The sequence below is a fragment of the Hyphomicrobium sp. genome, assembly GCF_036833075.1.
Lineage (GTDB): Bacteria > Pseudomonadota > Alphaproteobacteria > Rhizobiales > Hyphomicrobiaceae > Hyphomicrobium_C.
In genome coordinates this window covers 15,212-34,966 of sequence record NZ_DAITQL010000009.1, presented here as the reverse complement: position 1 = coordinate 34,966, position 19,755 = coordinate 15,212, and the positions used below count along the sequence as shown (strand labels likewise).

Sequence of the window (19,755 nt, the reverse complement as noted above, 5' to 3'; positions counted from 1 at the left end):
GCTCCATCCTAAACGGGCCCATGGGAGCGGGAGGGGGCCTGGGTCGTGCGGACGCCCAGCATCAGGACGAGACCCACGATCAGGAACACGGAAATCGATGCCATGCCGATGCGCTGGCTGCCGCTCGCCTGCGTGACGACGGCAACCAGGAGCGGGGCCATGAACGCCGTGACCTTCCCGGAGAACGCGAACAGCCCGAAGTATTGCGTCATCTTCTCGGGCGGGGCGAGGCGCGCGAGAAGGGCGCGGCTCGCCGCCTGGACGGGCGCGGCGACGAGGCCGACGATCACGGCGGAGGCCAGGAACACCCTTTCGCCCGTCGACGAGAAGGGCTCCGACCCCGGCATCTTGGGGGCCACCTCGCGGAGGTAGAGCACGTGGTTGGGGTCGACTGACAGGATGCCGAACGCGCCGGCGAGCAGCAGCAGGAGCGACAGGACGATGACGGCCTTCGAGCCGATCCTGTCATCGAGCACGCCGCCGATGAGGGCGCCGAGCACGCCGGTGAGCGTCAGCACGATGCCGAACAGGCCGAGCTCGAGTGCCCCCCAGCCGAACACCGCCGCGCCGTAGATGCCGCCGAACGCGAAGATCGCGGCGAGGCCGTCCGAATAGAGCATGCGCGCGACAAGGAAGAGCAGCAGGTCGCGGTGCGACGGCAGCGACCGGATGGTCTGCCACAGCTCGGCGAGCGGCGCCCGCCAGCCGCGGGTCCGTGCCTGGCGCTTGGCGTCCGGCACGAAAAGAAAGAAAGGGATGATGAAGAGCCCGTACCAGAGCGCCGCGAAGGGGCCCACCAGGCGGTCGCTTTCCCGCGCGCCCGTGTCGAGGGCGAGCAACGGATCGAGACCGAGCATCGTCTTGCCGGTCGCGGGATCGCAGACGACGAGCCCAGCCATGATGGCGAGGCTCACGAGTCCGCCGGCATAGCCGACCGCCCACCCCGTGCCGGAGAGACGGCCGAGCTGGCTGTGCGGGACGAGGCTCGGCATGATCGCGTTCGTGAAGACGCTCGTGAACTCGGCCATGGCGGTGGCGACGACGAACGCCACGAGCACGAGCGCGAGCGTTGCCGCATCCGCGCCCGGCACGGCGAGCCACAGCGTCGCGAGACCGGCGACGAACAGCACCGAGAACAGCGCCATCCACGGCTTGCGCCGGCCGCCTCCGTCGGCCATGGCGCCGAGGAACGGGCTGCCGAGGGCGATGATCACGCCGGCCGCGGCTGCCGCGTAGCCCCACAGCGCCTGGCCCTCGGCGGCGGAGGGGGCGACGGCGTTGGCGAAGTAGGGCGCGAACAGGAACGTGAGCACCAGCGTGTAGTAAGGCTGTGTCGCCCAGTCGAACATCACCCAGGAGGCGAGCGCCCGCCGCGGGGCCGCCTCGCGCACGCCGATGTCAGTTGCTCTATCCTGCACGGGTCGCTCCCCCAAATCCCCCAAGCCTCGCGCCTGTTCTCAAGGTCTATAGCCCAGACGGCCTCAAGGCGCGCGCCTCTTCGCGAGGCCGGCCCGGCGCGTGGGTGCGGGCGGTCAGCCGGCCCAGGGACCGGACGCGTCGGCGCGGCGAAGCCGGAACGTGTCCTCGATCACATACGGCCCGCCGCCCACCTTGGGGCGCGAGGAAAAGAGTGAGAAGCTCTCGACCGGAAAGGGCGCGCTCGTGAATGCGCCGAGCCCCTCCAGCATGCGCGCCACGGCCTCCGGCCGCGTGCCCTTGAGGCGCGCGAGCGTGACGTGCGGCTTGAAGCCGTGCCGCTCGGGCGGCAGGCCGGCACTGCGCGCGGCGCGCTCGTTGGCTCGCGCCAGGGCGTCGAGCCATCGGCTTTCCGCGACGCCGGCCCACAGCGTGCGCGGCTGCTGGCCGCCGAAGGCGCCGAAGCCCGCGAGCTTGAGCGTGAACGCCGGCTCGCCGATGGCGGAGAGGGCCGCGTGGAATTCGTCGGCGGTGCGATTGTCGAGGTCGCCGGCAAACCGCAGCGTCAGGTGCATGTCCCCGGGATCGATCCAGCGTGCGCCCGCGAGCGGAGCAGAGAGGCCGGCAAGGGTGTCGGCCAGCGCCGCCGGGAGCGGGATGGCGGTGAAGAGGCGGGGCATGGCAACCTCCTCTCGGTGTCTTCTCGGTATCTGGGCGGGTTGGCGTCAGGATTTGGAGGAGGCTGCGCGCCGCACTTCGACGCGGTCGATCAGCCGTTCGACCTCCGGCAAAATGCGGGTCACGATCACGGAGACGCCGGCGCCCGTCGGATGCAGCCCATCCTCGAGGTTGAGCTTCGCATCGAGGGCCACGCCGTCGAGGAAGAAGGGATAGAGCAGCACGTCGTGCTTGGCTGCGAGATCGCTGAAGATCGTCGCAAAGCGGGCTTCGTACGCCTCGCCCCAGTTCTTTGGCGCCGCCATTCCCGCGAGCAGCACGTCGATGTTGCGCGCTTTGAGGCGGCTCAGGATCGCATCGAGGTTGCGGCGCGTCTCGTCGGGATCGATACCGCGCAGCGCGTCGTTGGCGCCGAGCTCGACGATGACCGCGTCCGTGCCTTCGGGGATCGCCCAGTCGAGGCGCCCGAGCCCCGCCGCCGTCGTATCGCCGGACACGCCCGCGTTGGCGATCTCGGCGGCCACGCCCTTCGCCTTGAGGGCCTCGGCGAGCTGAGCGGGAAATGCTTCGCCAGGCGCCAGCCTGTAGCCTGCCGTCAGGCTGTCGCCGAAGGCGACGATGCGCACGGGGGGCGCCTGCTCCTCGGCGGCCGCGGCGGGGCCGAAGCCGGCGGCAAGCAGGAGGTTGACGATGACGGCCAGCCGCACCATGTGACCACGGACGGTGGAAGCACTTTGCTTTGCCTTCATTTTTTTGCCTTATCGCACTTCGACACTCGTGAGCCGCGACTGTTTTCACGCCGTCCGATGGAGCTTCCGCACGTGCCCCAGCCGATCATCCACCTGAGCGACGTCCGGCTCAACCTCGAAAGCCGGGCCGGTCTGGTGGAGATCCTGAAAGGGGTCTCGCTCGATGTGCCGGCGGGCCAGTCGCTCGCCATCGTTGGCCCATCGGGGTCGGGGAAAACGTCGCTGCTCATGATCCTCGCCGGTCTCGAGCGGGCCACGCGTGGGGATGTGCACGTTGCCGGACGCGATTTCAATGCTCTCGACGAGGATCGGATGGCGCTCGCCCGCGGTGAGGACATCGGCATCGTCTTCCAGTCGTTCCATCTGATCCCGACCATGACCGCGCTCGAGAACGTCGCCCTCCCCCTCGAGTTCGCCGGAGCGAAAGGGGCCCGCGACCGCGCGCGGGCGCTGCTGTCGGATGTAGGTTTGGGGCCGCGCCTCGATCATTTTCCGGCCCAGCTTTCGGGCGGCGAGCAGCAGCGCGTCGCGCTCGCCCGCGCGCTCGCGCCCGAGCCCAAGCTGCTCCTGGCCGACGAGCCGACGGGCAATCTCGACGGCAAGACCGGCCGCCAGGTGGTCGAGCTTCTGTTCGGCCTGAAGCAGCGGAGCGGCGCCACGCTGGTGCTGGTGACGCACGACGACCGGCTCGCCGGGGCGTGCGAGCGCACCATCCGCATGGCCGACGGAAAGATCGTCGCCGATGAGCAGACCATGGTGGCCGCATGAGCGCGGCTGCGGCGGACGTCGGCGCGCCAGCCCGGCGCGCGCGCCCGGGCCTTGCCGTTTCGCGCCTCTTCGCCATCGCGCTCCGCGAGCTCGGCGCGGGTTTCTCCGGCTTCTACATCTTCATGGCCTCTATCGCGCTCGGAGTCGCGGTGATCGCCACCGTCGGCACGCTTTCCGACGCGCTCCGCGCCGGCTTCGAAACCCAAGGCGGGATCATCCTCGGGGGTGATGCCACGTTCTCCCGCATGCACGCCCGCGCGACGGACGCCGAGCGGAACTGGCTCGAGGCCCATGGCCGCGTCAGCGAAACGGCGACCTTGCGCACCATGGCGCGCCGCCTCGACGGCGAGCAGCAGGGGCTCGTCGAGGTGAAGGCCGTAGACGCGGCCTACCCGCTCGCCGGCCGGGTGGAGGTCGATGGCGCGCCGTTCGCCGACGCCATGGCCGCGCCCGGAGGCGCCGTCGTCGATCGCGTGCTCCTGAGCGAGCTCGGCCTCGGGATCGGCGACAGGATGCGCATCGGGGCGGCCGAGGTCGTCGTCGAGGCGACGCTCGCGTCCGAGCCCGACGCCGTGGCCGACCGCCTGACCTACGGCCCCCGCGTGTTCATCTCCGAAGCAACCCTTCTCAAGACCGGCCTCGTGCAGCCGGGCACGCTCGTGCGCTGGCGCTACGCCGTGACGCTCGCTCCCGAGAGCGACGGCGCGCCGGCAGACCTCGCCCGGTTCCGCGCAACGGCGAGCGCGGCGCTCGCCGGCCAGGGCTTCGTCATCGCCGACCGTCGCGACCCGTCCCCGCAGATCACGCGCACGCTCGACCGCCTGCGCCAGTTCCTGACCTTCCTCGGCCTTTCCGCCCTGCTCGTCGGCGGCGTCGGGATCGCCAGCGCGGTTCAGACCTTCATCGAGCGCCGCCGCACTGTCATCGCCATCATGAAGACGGTCGGGGCCACCAGCCGCACCGTGCTCCTGATCTTCCTGATCCAGGTGCTGGCGATTGCGCTGATCGGCGTCGGGCTGGGGCTTGCGATCGGCCTCTCCGTGCCGCGGCTCCTGATCGCCGCCTACGGCGACCTCATGCCCGTCAGGGCCGAGCTCGGCTATTCGGCCGCGAGCATCCTCGCCAGCGCGACCTACGGCATGCTGGTCGCGCTTCTGTTCACGCTCTGGCCGCTGGGGCGGGCCGAGCTGATCAAGCCGTCCGTGCTCTTTCGCGACGAGGTCGCGCCGGAACGCGTCCGGCCGCGCTGGGGCATCGTCGCCCTCACCGGCGCCGTGGCCCTCGCTCTGCTGGGGTTCGTGCTGACGATGGCGGAATCGGCGCGCATCGCGTCCTATTTCTGCGGCGGGCTGGTGCTCGTGTTTGCGGTCTTCACCGGCCTCGGCACCCTGGTGACGCGCGTCGCGCGCCACCTGCCGCGGCCCCGATGGCCGGAGCTGGCGCTCGCCATCGGCAACATCGGTGCACCGGGCGGCCTCACGCGCTCGGTCGTCATCTCGCTCGGCGCCGGACTGTCGCTGCTGGTCGCCGTCGCGCTCGCCGATGCCTCGCTCATGCACGAGCTGACGAGCCGCCTGCCGCAGCGGGCTCCGAGCCACTTCCTGCTCGACGTGCCGAAGGCCGAGGCCGACCGCCTCGTCGCGATCGTCGAAACGGAGGCCCCGGGGGCCCACGTCACCGCGGCGCCGATGCTGCGCGGCCGCCTGGTCGAGCTCAATGGCCGCAAGGTGGAGGAGGTGAAGCCCCCACCCGAGGCGCAATGGGTCCTCCACGGCGACCGCGGCCTCACCTACTCGGACACGCTGCCCGAAGGCTCGACGCTGGTCGAGGGCCAATGGTGGCCGGCCGACTATTCGGGCGAGCCGCTGGTCTCCTTCGAGCGCGACCTAGCACACCACCTCGGGCTCGCCATCGGCGATACCGTGACCGTCAACGTGCTCGGCCGCAACCTCACCGCGCGCATCGCCAACCTGCGCGAGGTGAAGTGGGAGAGCCTGTCGCTGAACTTCGTCATGGTGTTCTCCCCGAGCGCGCTCGCAGGCGCCCCCCATAACCTGCTCGCCACCATCAGCCTGCCGGACGGCGTGGCGCTCGCGACCGAGGCCAACCTCGGCCGCGTCATCGGCAAGGCCTTCCCCTCGGTCACGGTGATCCGGGTCAAGGACGCGCTGGCCGCCGTCAATGCCATCCTGTCCAAGGTCATGGTGGCCGTGCGCGTCGCCGGGGGTGTGACGCTGGTTGCCGGCGCGCTGGTGCTGGCGGGTGCACTGGCAACCGCACAGCGCCGCCGTATCCTGGAGGCCGTGGTGCTGAAGGTGCTCGGCGCCACGCGGCGGCGCGTGCTCACCTCGCATGCCCTCGAATACGTGCTGCTCGCCGTCGTCGCCGGACTGTTCGCGGCCGCCCTCGGCACGCTCTCGGCCTGGGTCGCCGTGACCGAGGTGATGAAGATCCCCTTCACCTTCAGCCCGGCTGCCGTTCTCAGCGCCCTGGCGCTGGCGATCGGGCTCGTCCTGATGTTCGGCGCGCTCGGCACCTGGGCGGTTCTGCGGGCGAGACCCGCCGCCATCCTGAGGTCGGAGTAGGAAGAACGGCCTGTTACAGCCGGCTCATACGTAACCACCCCTCAGTATTCTGGGCCGTTTTACCGAACCTCAGACATTAACATTCTGGCCGAATTGGCATATATACACGGCTGAGACGGCGGCATGGTGGAGAGGTGCTCCTTGAAAGGGAGGCATGTCCCTCCAATATGCCGATGGCAAATTCCGTTTGCGCTCCAAGGTCTTTAAGGGGACTCGAAACACGATGGCACAGTTTGACAGCAGATATACGCAAGCGACGACCGTTGGCCGCGCCGACGTCGACGAAGGTCTGCGCGCATACATGCTGGGCGTCTACAACTACATGGCGGCCGGCGTCGCGCTGACCGGCATCGTCGCCTACCTGGTGTTCTCGATGGCCGTCACCAGCAACCCGAGCTCGGCTGCCGCGACGCTTCCGAACGGCCAGATGCTGACCTCGTTCGGCGTTGCGCTCTACACGAGCCCGCTCAAGTGGCTGCTGTTCCTGGCGCCGGTCGCATTCGTGTTCTTCTTCGCGTTCCGCGTCGGCAGCATGAGCGTCGGCGCCGCGCGCACCTCGTTCTGGGTCTACGCCGCCCTCGTCGGCGCGTCGCTCTCTTCGCTGCTCCTGGTCTTCACCGGCACGTCGATCGCCAACGTGTTCTTCATCACCGCGGCGACGTTCGCGTCCCTGAGCGTCTGGGGCTACACGACGAAGCGCGATATTTCCGGCTGGGGCTCGTTCCTGTTCATGGGCCTCATCGGCGTCATCATCGCCATGGTCGTGAACATCTTCATGCAGTCGAGCGCCATGCACTTCGCGATCTCGGTCATCGGCGTCCTCGTGTTCGCGGGCTTCACCGCCTACGATACGCAGCGCATCAAGGACGTCTACTTCGAGGTGGCCGGCAACGCGGAGGCGGCCGCCAAGGCTTCCGTCATGGGCGCGCTGTCGCTCTACCAGGACTTCGTCGGCCTCTTCGTCAATCTTCTGTCGCTGCTCGGAAACCGCGAGTAGCGGGAGCGGCTGCGGCCTGAAACACGAAAAAGGGCCCCGTTCGAAGCGGGGCCCTTTTTTCGTTCTGCGGTGCCGCGTGGCGGGGCGCTTTGCGGCCCCGCTTCAATGGCTGAGCTTCACGCTTTCGCAGGCGGCGAGCACACGGGCGAGGTCGTGGCCGCGCTTGAGGATGATCCCGCTCCGCAGCACCACGCTATAGGCGCCCTGACGGCGCGCCAGCCGCGGACACTTCTCCACCCGGAACAGCGGGTATTCGCTGGTGCGCTGGAAAATCGCAAACACCGCCTTCTCGCGACCCATCTCGAGCGCATAGTCGCGCCATTCGCCGGCCGCGACCTTGCGCGCATAGACGGCCAGGATGGCGTCAAGCTCGGCACGGTTGAAGGCAACGACCGGCGGGCCGATGCGGGAGGACGGGAAGGATACGGGGCTGCGTTGCGCCTGAGCGCGCGGGGAACCGCCCGACTCGCGCGGGCGGAAGCGTATGGGGTCGGATTCGCTCAAAGCGCGCCTCCCTGCTGACCTCGCATGATGATCGCGCCGGACTTTCGATTTTTCAAGCCGCTCTCGGCAAACATTTCACATCGGCGCCACAAAGCGTCCGTGAGCAGGCCCCATTGCCGCGTAGGATACATGCCTACAGCGTCTGGCCCGGTCCATCCCCAGCCTCGGATCAATCCCAAGCCCCCATCCGAGGCAAATCTCCCTGGACCGGGCCTCATTTCTTCTCCAGTCTCCGGCCTGCCGGTCGCCTCGGACTCGTGCCCACCCCTTGGTTTTTAAGGGCCGGCTCCGATATCGATGTCGACCCTGTGGCTTCGGAGAGGTGGAGAGATGGCGATCGCGCGGAGCACCCCTAAGAGAGCGGACGAGGGCCGGCGCAATCCGCTGCTCGCGCCCTGGCGCACGCCGTTCAAGGCGCCGCCCTTTAAGTCCATCGCGCCCCGCGATTACAAGCCCGCCTTCGACGTCGCGTTGCAGGCCCACAAGGACGAGATCGCCGAAATTGCCGGGCGGGCGGCGAAACCCACGTTCGCAAACACGATCGTCGCGCTGGAGAAGAGCGGCGCGCTCCTCTCCAAGGTCGCCGACGTTTTCTTCAACCTCGCGAGCGCCGACACCAACGCGGCCCTGCAAGCCGTCGAGCGGCAGATGGCGCCCCGCCTGGCGCGACACCAGAGCGCGATCCTGCTCAACCGCAAGCTCTTCCTGCGCATCGCCGACCTTTACGAGCGGCGCGCCGGGCTCGGGCTCGACGCCGAGGCGCTGCGCGTTCTCGAGTGCACCTACAAGGGTTTCGTGCGCGCCGGCGCCAAGCTCGACGCCAAGGCCAGGAAACGCATCGCCGAAATCAACACCGCGCTTGCAACGCTCGGCACGGCCTTCACGCAGAATGTGCTCGCCGACGAGCAGGCCTGGCACATGGTTCTCGAAGGCGAGCGCGACCTTGCGGGGCTTCCGCAATCGTTCCGTGCGTCCGCCGCCCAGGCCGCGCTCGAGCTCGGGAAGCCCGGCAAGCACGCCATCACGCTCGCGCGCTCGAGCGTCGAGCCGTTCCTGCAGTTCTCCGCCCGCCGCGACCTGCGCGAGGAGGCCTGGAAAGCCTGGAGCAAGCGCGGCGAGAACGGCGGCAAGACCGACAACCGCAAGATCATCGTCGAGATGATGGGCCTGCGGGCCGAGCTGGCGCATCTCCTGGGCTTCGACACCTTCGCCGCCTACGCGCTCGAGGACACCATGGCCAAGACGCCTGCTGCGGTGAGGGCGCTGCTCGACAAGGTCTGGCCGGCGGCGCTGCGTCGCGCCCGTGCCGAGCGCGATGCCCTCGAGGCGCGCGCCCGCTCGGACGGCGAGAACTTCAAGATCGCCGCTTGGGACTGGCGCTACTATGCCGAGAAGGAGCGCAAGGCGCGCTACGACCTCGACGAGGCCGAGGTGCGCGGCTACCTCGTGCTCGAGAACGTGCTGGAAGCGGCGTTCGATACGGCGGGCCGCCTGTTCGGCATCGTGTTCGAGGAGCGGAGCGACGTGCCAGTCTATCACCCGGACGTGCGCGCCTGGGAGGTGAGGACCAAGGCGGGCGAGCATGTGGGCCTTTTCTACGGCGACTACTATGCGCGGCCCTCAAAGCGCTCGGGCGCCTGGATGTCGTCCCACCGCACGCAGCAGAAGCTCACCGGCACCGTGCGCCCTATCGTCGTCAACGTCATGAGCGTGGCGCGTGGCGCCCCCGGCCAGCCGACGTTGCTCTCCTTCGACGACGCGCGCACGCTGTTCCACGAGCTGGGGCACGGCCTGCACGGTCTCCTGTCGGACGTGACGTATCCCTCGCTCGCCATGACCAACGTGCTGCGCGATTTCGTCGAGCTGCCGTCGCAGCTTTACGAGCACTGGCTGTCGCGCCCCGAGGTGCTGAAGCGGTTCGCGCTCCACGCCGAGACCGGCAAGCCCATCCCGCAGCGGCTGCTGGACCGGCTCGAAGCCGCGCGCACCTTCAACCAGGGCTTCCAGACGGTGGAATACACGGCCTCCACCCTGCTCGACCTCGAGCTGCATTCGCTCGCGGATGCGAAGGGCCTCGACATCGACGCGTTCGAAAGCGAGGTCCTGGCGCGTATCGGCATGCCGGCGGAGATCATTCCGCGCCACCGGATCCCGCATTTTCAGCACATCATCGGCGGCTACGCGGCGAGCTACTACTGCTACCTGTGGTCGGAGGTGATGGACGCCGACGCGTTTGCCGCCTTCGTCGAGGCCGGCAACGTCTTCGACAGGAAAACGGCCGCGAGGCTCAAGAGGCACATCTATGCGGCCGGCAACCGGGAGGACGCGCTCGACGCCTACGTGGCCTTCCGCGGCCGCGCGCCCGAGATCGACGGCCTGCTCCGCAAGCGCGGTCTCGTCTAGATGAGGGAGGTGAATTCCTGGGAGTCCTGAGCCCGAGGCCGGGCTTGGTGACTTGGAATGAGACATCGCGGCGATCTTCTCTGCCATGCCTTCTCATTTAGAGTCTGTTCGCCTCTGATAGACTCAAAGATGAGGCTCTCTGTTTTTGGTTTGACGCGTTTTTTTAACGCGAAGTGGTACCCACTTCGCTTGAAACGCTCTAGTCGCGTGGGCGAATGCTGGCGGCAGTCTGTAGTTTAGCGCCGGCCGTGCCGTTACGCCTGGGCACTGCTGGCCACGGCAAACTTTGCACTCGGCGCGTTGACGGAGCCGCCGCGGCCTTCCGAACTCTTGTGACCCGATTTGCGGGCAGCAGATTTGCCCACGTTGCTGCCGGCCTCTGCGCAAAAGTTGGCCATCGAGCATTCATTCATCACATCCAGAAAGGCCCGTCGCGCATCACACAGAACGCTTTCCATGAAGGGTGTCTCGGTATGCAGCCGAGACCTCCAGGTCCTTGTGTCTTCAATGAACTCCGCCACGTCGCCCAAGCGAATGGATGATGCCGGAAGAGCTAGCGCGTAGCCTCCATGGTAGCCGCGCACGCTCTTCACGAAGCCGGCGAAGAGAAGCTCACGTGCAACCTTGCCCGTGTAGGATTTCGGGGCGCAAATCGCCCTTGCGATGTCGACCTGTTTCGCCACACTGCCGGGACAGGTGGCAAGGTAATGCAAGATCCTGCATGCCAGTCGGGTTCGGGCCGGAATAAGCATTCCGTCTTGTCTCCTGCTGACGAACCGGAATGGGGCATGGCAGCGTTGTCGCCGCCATGCCTTCTCATCTAGAACTTGCTCGTCAGGGTGAAGTAGGCGGCCCGCGGAGCGCCAGGCGTGATATTGTTGTTGCTGTGCGCCGTCGAATAGTAGTCGATGTCGAACACGTTCTCGACGTTGAGCTGGGCCTTGAAGTCCTCGTTGATGTCCCAGAACAATGCCGCATCGACCCGCGCGAAGCCGGGCAGCGTCACGTTGTTGTCGATGTTGGCGTACATGTCGCTGCGTGAGATGACACCGAGGCCAGCAGCCCAGTTCGGCAGGAACTGGTACTTGTTCCAGAGCGAGAATGTGTGGCGTGGGACGAGGGCAATCGTATTCCCGTTCGTCGGTGACGTCAGTGCCCCCTGCACGACCTCGGCCTCCTGATAGCTGTAGCCGGTCACGACCTCCCATTCGTCGGTCAGGTAACCCGTAAGCGTGATTTCGCCGCCCTCGGTTCGGCTTTCGCCGATGATCTCATTGACCCCGGGCGCCACCGCCACGCTCTGGTTCTTCCGGTCGAGCTGGAAGATCGCGCCGGTCATCAGCAGGCGGGGGGCGACCTCCCACTTGACGCCGATCTCCTTGTTCTCGAACTCCTCGGGTTTGAAATTCTCGGTCACGGCAGTCAGGGTGCCAAACTGATCACCCGACTGCGGCAGGAACGACTTCGAGTAGCTGGCATAGAGCGACAGAGGTTCGATGGGCTTGAAGACCACACCAACGCGCGGCGACCAGACCTCGTCAACGCGGCTGAACCCCGTCGTGTTGGCGTTTGACGGCGTGCCACCCGTCGCGCAGCGATTCGAGAACCCATCCGGCGTATGGCAGGTATAGTCCAGATCGAAGCGGTCGAACCGGATCCCTCCGATTACGTCGAAATATCGCGTGATCTCGATCTGATCCTGCAGGTAAACGCCGGCGAGATTGAGCTCGGAGTGATTGAAGGGGCCGGGGTTCGTGCCCCAGGCCGGGACTTGCCATGACACCGGATTGCTGAAGGGAACCGGTGTCATCGAATAGTTGCCCGAGTTCGGGTCGCGCTGATTGTCAGTTTCCTGATAGCCAAGTTCCACGCCCGCGAGCAAAGTGTGGCGGATACCCGAGCCCATATTGATCTTCGTCGTCACGTCGGTCTGATTGAAGATCGTCTCGCGGTCGGTGTTCTGATTGTAAGCTCCGAGCGCGATAGTGCTTCCTGGGATCCCGTTCCAGGCGCTGTTGGCGAAGACGTTCTGATAGAACTTCTCGTAGTTGCCGTACTGCGTGTGGTTCTTGATCTCGATCCCGTTGTCGAACTTGTGCTCGATGGTCGCGGTTGCCGTGTGTCCGCTGAAATCCATGTAGCTTTCGTCGGGGTTGCCGAAGAACGTCGACGAGTCGGTCTTGGCGGGCTTGCCGGTCACGGAGTTTGACGGAATCCCGCGATCGACCGTGCGGTCTTCGCTGAAGTACTCGTAGGCGAGACGAACCCTGGTGTCGTCGGCAGGCCTGAAGGTGACCGTCGGATTGATCCCGTAGCGCTCAAGGTCCACGAAGTCGCGGTAGCTGCCGGAATCCTCATACATGCCGTTGATGCGGACGGCGAAGTCGTTGGTGACCGCTTGCCCGGCATCGATCTCGACGCGCTTGGTGTCGAACGAGCCGTAGGTGGTCGTCGCCTCATAGATGCGCTCGCCGTCGGCCTTCTTGGTCACGCGATTGATGACGCCGCCGCCGCCGCCGCGCCCGAAGATCATGGCGTTCGGTCCCTTCAGCACTTCGACGCGGTCGATATTGTAGAGATCGCGGAAGTACTGCACATCGTCGCGAACGCCGTCGACGAAGAAGTCGGCGGTGGTGCTGACGCCGCGGATGGTCGGCGCGTCGCGGTGACCTTCGCCCTGCCCCATGATGACGCCGGGCACAAAGGTCAGCGCCTTGTTCAGGTCACGCGAGCCCTGGTCTTTCGCCTGCTGCTTGGTCACAACCGTGATGGACTGCGGAATATCCAGGATCGGCGTATTGGTTTTCGTGGCGGTCGACGATCTGGTTGCGATGTAGCCGTCGACACCGCCGTTGGACGACAGGCTGCCGTCCACCTCACCGGCCCGCTCCGTGTCGACGCTTTCTACGACCGCCGGCGGCGCCTGCGGGACCGGCGACGTCGTGGCCTTCTTCTTCGCCGCGGCGGCTTTCTTCTTGCCTTGCGCCGTTACCTCCAAGGGCGGCAGCTCTGCAGGCGCCGCGGCTTCCTGCGCGAACGCGCCCGCCCCCACCCCAAAACTTCCTGACACTACAGTGCCGATGAAAATGGCCGCCGAACGAGCGCCGCGGCCCTTGACCTCACGCATAAGACATCCCCCAGGTATGATCCCCCGTGTCGGCCGCACCGCGACAAATGCTGCTGTCGCGGTGCGGATCTCAAACGCAAGCTGGCTGGCTAGTGGACGGCAGATGCGTCGTTGGCTGGCTTACTCACGTGGGATCAAACTCGGTTTGCGTACTGTAGTAGTAAATAATGAGATTTCTCGAAAACTCCGACATCGCCGCGTCGATGCGGGATCGCCACACCGCGTCAAGCGCGGGCGCTACGGCGCCTTGCCAAGGGATTTACGCAGCTCGTTCAAGCGCTCCAGCGTCAGGATGGAACGGTCCTTGTTCCGCGACGCCAGTCCCAACATGATGGCTTCGAGGCAGACCAGCGTGGCGCCGTGCAAAGCCACGCGGCCAGCCTTGCCCCGGTGCACCGCCACGACCGCCGTCGCATGGGACGCCAGGCCCTTCTCCGCGGAGTCCGTGATGAGAAGGATGCGCGTACGGACCCTGCGCGCTTCGGCCAGGCAGATCGTCGCTTCCTTGTAAGGCCGGCCGTAGGCCAGCATCACGACCACATCCACGTCCTGCATGCCGAGCAACTGATCGGGAAGCGGCGATCCGCTGCCGTCGAAGACCTGTGCGGGTCGGCCGCTCCGCGTCACCTGAAGCGCAAAGTATCGCGCGAGATGGGAGGACGGCCCGAGCCCAAAGACGCCGATGCGGCGGGCCGATGCAAGTAGTTTCACCGCTGCGGATATTTGCGCGCGCGTTTCGGGAGACCTTAACGCCTTGAATGACGCTTCGTGATCGTTCAGCACGCGATCGATCGCAGCATCGTAAGAGTCGCCGACGTCGGTGAGGGTCCTGATCATGTTGTCGGCGGCGGAATGTCCCTTTCCGAGCGAGGCTGCGAGCTCCTGCTTCAGGTCCTTGAAGCCTTCGAAGCCAAGCGCCTTCACAGCGCGAATGACACTTGCATCCGACGTGCCGATCATGCGGCCCAGATCGACGGCGGATTTGGTCATTGCATCCAGTCTGTTGGCATCGATGAACTTGATGACGCGCGCGAGCGATGGTGACAGCTCGTTTATCCGTGCCCGGATGCGGTTGCCAAGCTTGTCGACGGGCTCTACCGAGTCGTCTTCCGGTTTCATGGCGTGACGTCCCGGGCGCTATTGCATGGGTGCGGATACGACGAGGAATTCGTCCTGCAGGCGGTACTTCCCTCGGTAGAGCGCCGTTCCTGGAAGGGGTGCATCCGGCTGCGGCGATGATGACCTCTTTCGGATGATGGCAACGCCATCCGGATGGCGCGCGAACCACGAAGGAAGCTCTGCCTCGGGGACGAAAACGACCGGACGATCGAGCCGGGCAAGGAAGCCCAGCTCTCCGCGCGTTCGCTGCGCGACGGCGATCGGCCGACCGCGGACGCGCTGCACCACGTCCGCCAGCGGCTGCAGATCGAACAGGCCGGCGACAGCGGCGCGGGTTTCGAGCGCTAGACTGCCGAGGAAGATCAAATTGGCGGTCGCAAGCCCCATCAGCGTCCGCTGCGCCGAACCGCGAAAGAGCGCGATCGCTGCGACCGTCAAGGTGCCGGTCAAGAGCAATTGCGGGACGCTGATCTGGCTCACGATGCTGACGAGGGTGCTGTCGTTCGCAAAAAGGCGATCGTCTTCCCGCACGAGCGCAACTGCCGCGATCAGAAGCCCCACCGCGAGCACGGCCCAGGCAAAGCGGTCAGCATCGCGCAACGCGACGCCTCGGACGCCCAGCGAGACCAGCAACGTCATGGCCGGAAGCAGGGGCAGGAGATAGTGGATCTGCTTGCCGCTGATCAGGCTGAGGCCGAGGAGGCCCGGCAGGATCCATCCCAGGAAAAAGTTGCGCGCGGGCGTGCTGCGTTCGAGGCTTCGGCGCAGGCCGATCCAGGCCGGACGCCAGACGAGCAGCGGGGCGCAGAACAGTAGCAGCACCGGCAGGTAGAACCAGAAGGGACGGGCGTGGGCGAACGAGGATGCAATCCGGCCTGCGGACTGCTTCCACAGCAGCATCGCGGCATAGTCCGGACCCCCAAGGGAAGCGGCCCTCAGCGCCCAGGCCAGCCCCATCAGTGCGCCGAGCGCCAGGGCCGCGCCGATGCGCAGGAACCAGCCGGGGCGATGCTCCGGCGCAATCCAATACCGCGCGAGCACGGCCGCCGGTACGGTGAACAGCATAACGACCGGACCCTTGGCGAGCAGTCCGAGGCCGATCGCTGCGCCATAGGCCAGGAACGCTCTCCCGTCGCCCGAGCGTCCCGCGATCCAAAGCGCCAGCATCGCGCCGGAAACCGTCGCCGTCAGAAGCATGTCGAACATGATCGAGCCGCCGAGGATGATGAACAGCGGCAGCCCGAGGAGCATGAGAGCGCTGAGGGCCAAGCCGGGCGACCGCGCGGGACCCAACCGCCTGTCAAGGCCGTGCGTGAAGATGAGAACGACGACGGTCGCCCCCACGCCAACCATCCGCGCCGGCCAGACGCCAAGCCCGAATGCGCTCCAGCTCGCATTGATCAGCCAGAACAGCAGCGGCGGCTTGTGGGCGTAGGGCTCGAAGTTCAGGGTCGGCAAGCTCCAGCTTCCCGTGGCCCGCATTTCCCATGCGACGGTGAGGTAGCGGGTCTCGTCGACCGGAAACGCCGGGAGGAGCAGCGCCGCGGCAACGAGGAGAGCCCCGAAGAGCAGCACCGCCGCGAAGCCTCGCCGGTCCGCCACACTAGCGTTCGATGCCACGCGCCGCCCCCGTGGTGTCCGCGGCAGGCCCGGCCGGGCCGGCGACGAAGTGGAGATTGCGCCCGTAGATCAGGATCCCGGTTGCCTGCCCGATGATGAAAATCGGATCTGCGCGGCGTATTGCGTACGCCAGAAGGACCAAGCCGCCCGCAAGGCTGAAGTACCAGAAGGCGCGCGGGATCACGGAGCGCCGCTCCCTCTCGGAGGCGATCCATTGCACGAAGAAGCGCATGAAAAACAGCGCCTGCCCGGTGAAGCCGATGCCGAGCCACAGCGTGTCTGATCCCGGAACCGTCACAGCACGTCCTCAAGCTCAACGCTTGCGACCTGGCGCTTCATGAGCCAGCGCACGCCGATGAGATCGTGAACGCCAACCCACAGGCGATCCCAGACGCCGTACTTGGAGAGGCCGGCCGTGCGCGGCCGGTGACCGACGTCGACGAGAACGACTTTCACGCCCGATGCTTTCATCATTGCGGGAAGAAAGCGGTGGATGTGATCGAAGAACGGAAGCTCGAGGAAATCCTGACGTCGAAACAGCTTCAGACTGCAGCCGGTGTCGCGCACGTTGTCGTTGAGCAAGGTCGCACGGATGCGATTGGCGATGCGCGAGGATAGGCGCCGGACGAGCGAGTCCCGGCGATGCAGCCGCTGCCCGGCGATGATCATGCGCGTCGTCTGCGCCTGCCGGCTTACATAGGCTCCGAAGAGCTTGGCAAAATCGGCAGGATCGTTCTGGCCGTCGGCATCGAGGGTGACGATCAGATCGTGCGATGCGGCCCGAACCCCGGTCAAGAGCGCGCGGCTCTGCCCGCGTCGTCGTCCGTGACGAATGATGCGCAGCATGCCGTTGTCGCCGGAGGCCGCAATGGCACGCTCATAGGTGCGGTCCGCGCTTCCGTCATCGACCAGAACGATCTCCCGCACGGGGAGCGCGCGGCACGCGCCGATGACCTCGAGCAGCAGAGGCCCTATGCACTCTTCTTCGTTGTACGCCGGAATAACGACAGTTGCGTACACGGCTCCCTCCGTCGCGTGAGACGCGTGGAGGGAGTGTCCAACCTGAACCTGACACCTGCCTGAAAAGCGGTCTCAAGGCGGAGTTCAAACGGCTCCGGGAAATTTCAGGGTGACCTCGAAGCCGTCGGAACGGCCATGCGCCGGCGACGCCAGGGCCAATGATCCTCCGGCCTGGCCCATGATCATGTCGACGATGGTGAGGCCGAGCCCGCTGCCGGCAGTCTGCCGCGCGCTGCCCCGCCGGAATCTCTGGGTCAGCTCCCTCAAGGCCGAGCGCGGCAGGGCGTCATATGCGTTGATGACACGGACGGTATGGTCGCGTCCGACGCGGATCTCGATCCCTTGGTCGGCCCTGCCGTGATGAACGGCGTTCTCGATCACATTGCGCAGGACAATCGCGATCGCGTCCTCATCCATCGCCACCCAGCAGCTCTCTTCGTCTTCAGTCTCGAATGTCAACCGCGTGCCGATATTTGACTGCCGGCTGAAATCGTCGGCCACCAGCGCGGCGATCGCCGTGAGGTCCGTGCGCTCTCGGGAATGACCGAGGCCCGCTTCGGCGCGCGCCATCTGCAGCATCTTCTCGACGCGGCGCCCAAGACCGGCGAGCTGCGACGCCAAGCCTTCGGCTCGTGACCCATCGGCGGTGCCCCGGAGATTGGCGGCAAGGACTTGAATTTGCGCCTGTACGGCCGCAATCGGATTGCGCATCTCATGGGCCGCATTGGCCGCAAACGCGCGTTCGGATTCGATCGCAGCCTTGAGACGGGCCATCAGCGTGTTGACCGATTCGATGACCGGCGAAAGCTCGGACGGTAGCCCGGCCGTGTCGATCGGCTTGAGATCGCTGCCGCCCCGCGCCTCGAGCTCGTGGGAGACCCGTGAAATGGGTTTTGTCGTGCGGTCGACGGTGCGCCACACGGCGAAGACCGCGATCGGCAGCAGGGCGATCAGCGGCGACGCCAGACCTAGCCACAAGCCCATGGCCGCCTCTCGGCGTTCCTGCAATTCATGGCCAATGACAAACCATAGACCTTCGTTGCGCAAAAAATCGGTGTAATAACGATAATTACCGAAGTCGTAAAAACCTCGCTTCAGCGGGATTTGCGGCTGCGCGGGAGCGCCCGCCGATCCAAGCACGACCGCGCCGCTGCGGTCGCGCAGCAGGTAGTGCACGTGGCTGCGGCTTGCGCTGAAGGACGGCGACAACGCCTCGGAAGGCCGCGGATCGCTTTGCCCGGAAATCTTGCGCCCATACTCGTCAAGCGCAACGGGGACGAGCTCGCCCCCCGTCTGCCGCAACGCGCTATCGAAGACTTCCGTGATCTCCTGGCGAACGGCAAATCCCGCGACCGCCACGCCCCCGATCCAGAACAACGCGACCAGCGCGATCAGCGACCGGCTAAGTCTCTGCTTTATCGACCATGGACGCATGCTTACACCGTCATCCTATAGCCAAGGCCGCGAACCGTGCGGATGGCGTTGCTACCCAGCTTCTTGCGCAAGCGACTGACGTAAACCTCGACGGCGTTGCTCTCAATCTCCGCCCCGAACTCGTATAGCGCTTCTTCCAGCTTCGCCTTCGGCACGATGGCACCGAGCCTGCTGACAAAGCACTCCAGCAAGGCCCATTCGCGGGCCGTCAGGTGGATTTCTTCGTCACCGCGCCAGACCATGCGTGCCGGTTGATCGATCTCGAGGATGCCGACCTTGAAGCGCGGGCTCGGCAGCGCGGCCGCGCGGCGCTGCACGGAATGGATGCGCGCGGTCAGCTCATCGAGATCGAATGGCTTTAATACGTAGTCGTCGGCGCCGGCGTTCAGACCCTCGATGCGGTCGCGAACCTGATCGCGCGCGGTCACGATGATCACTGGAATGCTTCGGCCGGCTTTTCGCAAAGACCGCAACAGATCGAGCCCGCGGCCGTCCGGGAGATTGAGATCCAATAGAACGAGGTCATAGGCGACCGCCTGCAACGCTCCCGACGCCTCTTCAATGGACCGCATCCAATCGACGGCATGCAGCTTGTTGAGATGAGCAGCCACGGCCTCCCCCAGCAACGCCTCGTCCTCGATCAGAAGGATTCTCATGTTTTGCCCCAGAGCGCAGGTGAAGACCGTTTGTCTCGTGCCTCCGTCTTATTGGAGAGTTTCGGCCGACGCGGCAGGACCATCTCGACTGCGGTACCTTGCTTATCAAGGGCGATCGTCAAACGTAAGATCGTTCTCGCGCCTCTGATGCCTCCGGCTGATAGGGCCTGAAGTGACCACGGTCCGGGACAGGGCGACGATTGTAAGGTTCCTTTCAGGCTGAGGGTCCAGTCTCCGCTTCGAGCCAACCGCAGTCATTGCGTATTGGGAGGTGGCCGCGTGCTGCTTGCTGCAATCCTGCATGGACTCCTTCCTGCGCCTTGGCGCTGCCGGCCAAGCGGAGCGATCATCATTCGCCGGTGCAAATCTGGGAAAACCTCATGGATTCGCCTTCGATCGTCATTCTAGGCGTCCTCTTGGTTTCTGGAGGGGGCGTGCTTCTCCTCTACAATCGCTCGCGGCGCCATAGCAGCTCTGAGATCTTCTTCAACGGTTTGGGCGTGGTTCTTGTCGCTTGCGGATTGGCCGTCGTCCGTGACGGTGCGACGGGATCGCGGCACATCCTTTGGATGCTGCATGACCAAGCGCACCACTCAGCCCGCCTTGGCACAAATCCGTTGGATTTGCCGAAGTAGATGAGGTGAGGATCCGCTGGATCCTAGGCGCGAAATTCGCGGCA

17 protein-coding genes are annotated in these 19,755 nt (G+C 65.9%); 5 read left to right on the top strand and 12 right to left on the bottom strand.

Features of this window, described 5'->3' with window-relative positions; genetic code table 11:
- Positions 1–8: 8 nt before the first annotated feature.
- The 3 genes from V7082_RS04565 to V7082_RS04555 all read right to left on the bottom strand — a co-directional run bounded on the left by V7082_RS04565 (position 9) and on the right by V7082_RS04555 (position 2,843).
- Positions 9–1,418 carry an MFS transporter gene (locus V7082_RS04565; protein WP_334146431.1) on the bottom strand — a complete coding sequence of 470 codons (1,410 nt, stop codon included), beginning with the start codon at positions 1,416–1,418 and terminating at the stop codon, positions 9–11.
- 114 nt (positions 1,419–1,532) lie between these two features.
- Positions 1,533–2,096: an RNA 2',3'-cyclic phosphodiesterase gene (gene thpR / locus V7082_RS04560; RefSeq protein WP_334146430.1), complete on the bottom strand. Its 564-nt coding sequence runs from the start codon at positions 2,094–2,096 to the stop codon at positions 1,533–1,535.
- A 45-nt stretch (positions 2,097–2,141) separates the two neighbouring features.
- Positions 2,142–2,843, bottom strand: a complete 702-nt coding sequence (locus V7082_RS04555) for an arylesterase (protein ID WP_442909753.1) — start codon at positions 2,841–2,843, stop codon at positions 2,142–2,144.
- Between the two features lie 57 nt (positions 2,844–2,900).
- Between V7082_RS04555 and V7082_RS04550 the strand changes: the two genes are divergently transcribed.
- The 3 genes from V7082_RS04550 (at position 2,901) to V7082_RS04540 (ending at position 7,193) form a co-directional block, all read left to right on the top strand.
- The gene (locus tag V7082_RS04550; RefSeq protein ID WP_334146429.1) at positions 2,901–3,611 is read left to right on the top strand and encodes an ABC transporter ATP-binding protein; all 711 of its coding nucleotides are present in this window, start codon (positions 2,901–2,903) and stop codon (positions 3,609–3,611) included.
- Entirely contained in the window at positions 3,608–6,196 is a 2,589-nt protein-coding gene (locus V7082_RS04545; RefSeq protein ID WP_334146428.1) for an ABC transporter permease, read from the top strand. Before V7082_RS04550 ends, V7082_RS04545 begins: the two co-directional genes overlap by 4 nt.
- A gap of 223 nt (positions 6,197–6,419) precedes the next feature.
- Complete coding sequence (locus V7082_RS04540) at positions 6,420–7,193, top strand: Bax inhibitor-1/YccA family protein (protein WP_334146427.1); 774 nt, start codon at positions 6,420–6,422, stop codon at positions 7,191–7,193.
- A 102-nt stretch (positions 7,194–7,295) separates the two neighbouring features.
- On the opposite strand, the gene V7082_RS04535 is transcribed toward V7082_RS04540, so the two are convergent.
- The gene (locus V7082_RS04535) at positions 7,296–7,697 is read right to left on the bottom strand and encodes a DUF2794 domain-containing protein (RefSeq protein WP_334146426.1); all 402 of its coding nucleotides are present in this window, start codon (positions 7,695–7,697) and stop codon (positions 7,296–7,298) included.
- Positions 7,698–8,027: 330 nt separating this feature from the next.
- On the opposite strand from V7082_RS04535, the gene V7082_RS04530 reads away from it, so the two are divergent.
- Positions 8,028–10,100, top strand: a complete 2,073-nt coding sequence (locus tag V7082_RS04530) for a M3 family metallopeptidase (protein ID WP_334146425.1) — start codon at positions 8,028–8,030, stop codon at positions 10,098–10,100.
- Between the two features lie 254 nt (positions 10,101–10,354).
- Here the strand turns inward: V7082_RS04530 and V7082_RS04525 are convergent, their stop codons facing one another.
- The 8 genes from V7082_RS04525 to V7082_RS04490 form a co-directional block, all read right to left on the bottom strand.
- Positions 10,355–10,852: an RrF2 family transcriptional regulator gene (locus tag V7082_RS04525; protein ID WP_334146424.1), complete on the bottom strand. Its 498-nt coding sequence runs from the start codon at positions 10,850–10,852 to the stop codon at positions 10,355–10,357.
- A gap of 68 nt (positions 10,853–10,920) precedes the next feature.
- The gene (locus V7082_RS04520; RefSeq protein WP_334146423.1) at positions 10,921–13,227 is read right to left on the bottom strand and encodes a TonB-dependent receptor; all 2,307 of its coding nucleotides are present in this window, start codon (positions 13,225–13,227) and stop codon (positions 10,921–10,923) included.
- Positions 13,228–13,464: 237 nt separating this feature from the next.
- Positions 13,465–14,346, bottom strand: a complete 882-nt coding sequence (locus tag V7082_RS04515; RefSeq protein ID WP_334146422.1) for a MurR/RpiR family transcriptional regulator — start codon at positions 14,344–14,346, stop codon at positions 13,465–13,467.
- Positions 14,347–14,364: 18 nt separating this feature from the next.
- Complete coding sequence (locus V7082_RS04510) at positions 14,365–15,966, bottom strand: ArnT family glycosyltransferase (protein WP_334146421.1); 1,602 nt, start codon at positions 15,964–15,966, stop codon at positions 14,365–14,367.
- Positions 15,950–16,264, bottom strand: coding sequence for a lipid-A-disaccharide synthase N-terminal domain-containing protein (locus tag V7082_RS04505; RefSeq protein ID WP_334146420.1), 315 nt, complete (start codon positions 16,262–16,264; stop codon positions 15,950–15,952). The genes V7082_RS04510 and V7082_RS04505 overlap by 17 nt, the downstream gene beginning before the upstream one ends.
- Positions 16,261–16,986 carry a glycosyltransferase family 2 protein gene (locus V7082_RS04500; RefSeq protein WP_334146419.1) on the bottom strand — a complete coding sequence of 242 codons (726 nt, stop codon included), beginning with the start codon at positions 16,984–16,986 and terminating at the stop codon, positions 16,261–16,263. Before V7082_RS04500 ends, V7082_RS04505 begins: the two co-directional genes overlap by 4 nt.
- An 84-nt stretch (positions 16,987–17,070) precedes the next feature.
- A complete protein-coding gene (locus tag V7082_RS04495; protein WP_334146418.1) occupies positions 17,071–18,162 on the bottom strand; it encodes a sensor histidine kinase in 1,092 nt (363 codons plus the stop codon).
- A gap of 260 nt (positions 18,163–18,422) precedes the next feature.
- Positions 18,423–19,076, bottom strand: coding sequence for a response regulator transcription factor (locus V7082_RS04490; RefSeq protein ID WP_334146417.1), 654 nt, complete (start codon positions 19,074–19,076; stop codon positions 18,423–18,425).
- A 320-nt stretch (positions 19,077–19,396) separates the two neighbouring features.
- Between V7082_RS04490 and V7082_RS04485 the strand changes: the two genes are divergently transcribed.
- Positions 19,397–19,711, top strand: a complete 315-nt coding sequence (locus V7082_RS04485) for a hypothetical protein (protein ID WP_334146416.1) — start codon at positions 19,397–19,399, stop codon at positions 19,709–19,711.
- Positions 19,712–19,755 lie beyond the last annotated feature (44 nt).

Coding starts and splice junctions, on each gene's coding strand:
- thpR (WP_334146430.1), bottom strand. CDS start 2,096: ATGCCCCGCCTCTTCACCGCCATCCCGCTCCCGGCGGCGCTGGCCGAC.
- V7082_RS04555 (WP_442909753.1), bottom strand. CDS start 2,843: ATGAAGGCAAAGCAAAGTGCTTCCACCGTCCGTGGTCACATGGTGCGG.
- V7082_RS04550 (WP_334146429.1), top strand. CDS start 2,901: ATGGAGCTTCCGCACGTGCCCCAGCCGATCATCCACCTGAGCGACGTC.
- V7082_RS04545 (WP_334146428.1), top strand. CDS start 3,608: ATGAGCGCGGCTGCGGCGGACGTCGGCGCGCCAGCCCGGCGCGCGCGC.
- V7082_RS04540 (WP_334146427.1), top strand. CDS start 6,420: ATGGCACAGTTTGACAGCAGATATACGCAAGCGACGACCGTTGGCCGC.
- V7082_RS04530 (WP_334146425.1), top strand. CDS start 8,028: ATGGCGATCGCGCGGAGCACCCCTAAGAGAGCGGACGAGGGCCGGCGC.
- V7082_RS04525 (WP_334146424.1), bottom strand. CDS start 10,852: ATGCTTATTCCGGCCCGAACCCGACTGGCATGCAGGATCTTGCATTAC.
- V7082_RS04520 (WP_334146423.1), bottom strand. CDS start 13,227: ATGCGTGAGGTCAAGGGCCGCGGCGCTCGTTCGGCGGCCATTTTCATC.
- V7082_RS04515 (WP_334146422.1), bottom strand. CDS start 14,346: ATGAAACCGGAAGACGACTCGGTAGAGCCCGTCGACAAGCTTGGCAAC.
- V7082_RS04490 (WP_334146417.1), bottom strand. CDS start 19,076: ATGAGAATCCTTCTGATCGAGGACGAGGCGTTGCTGGGGGAGGCCGTG.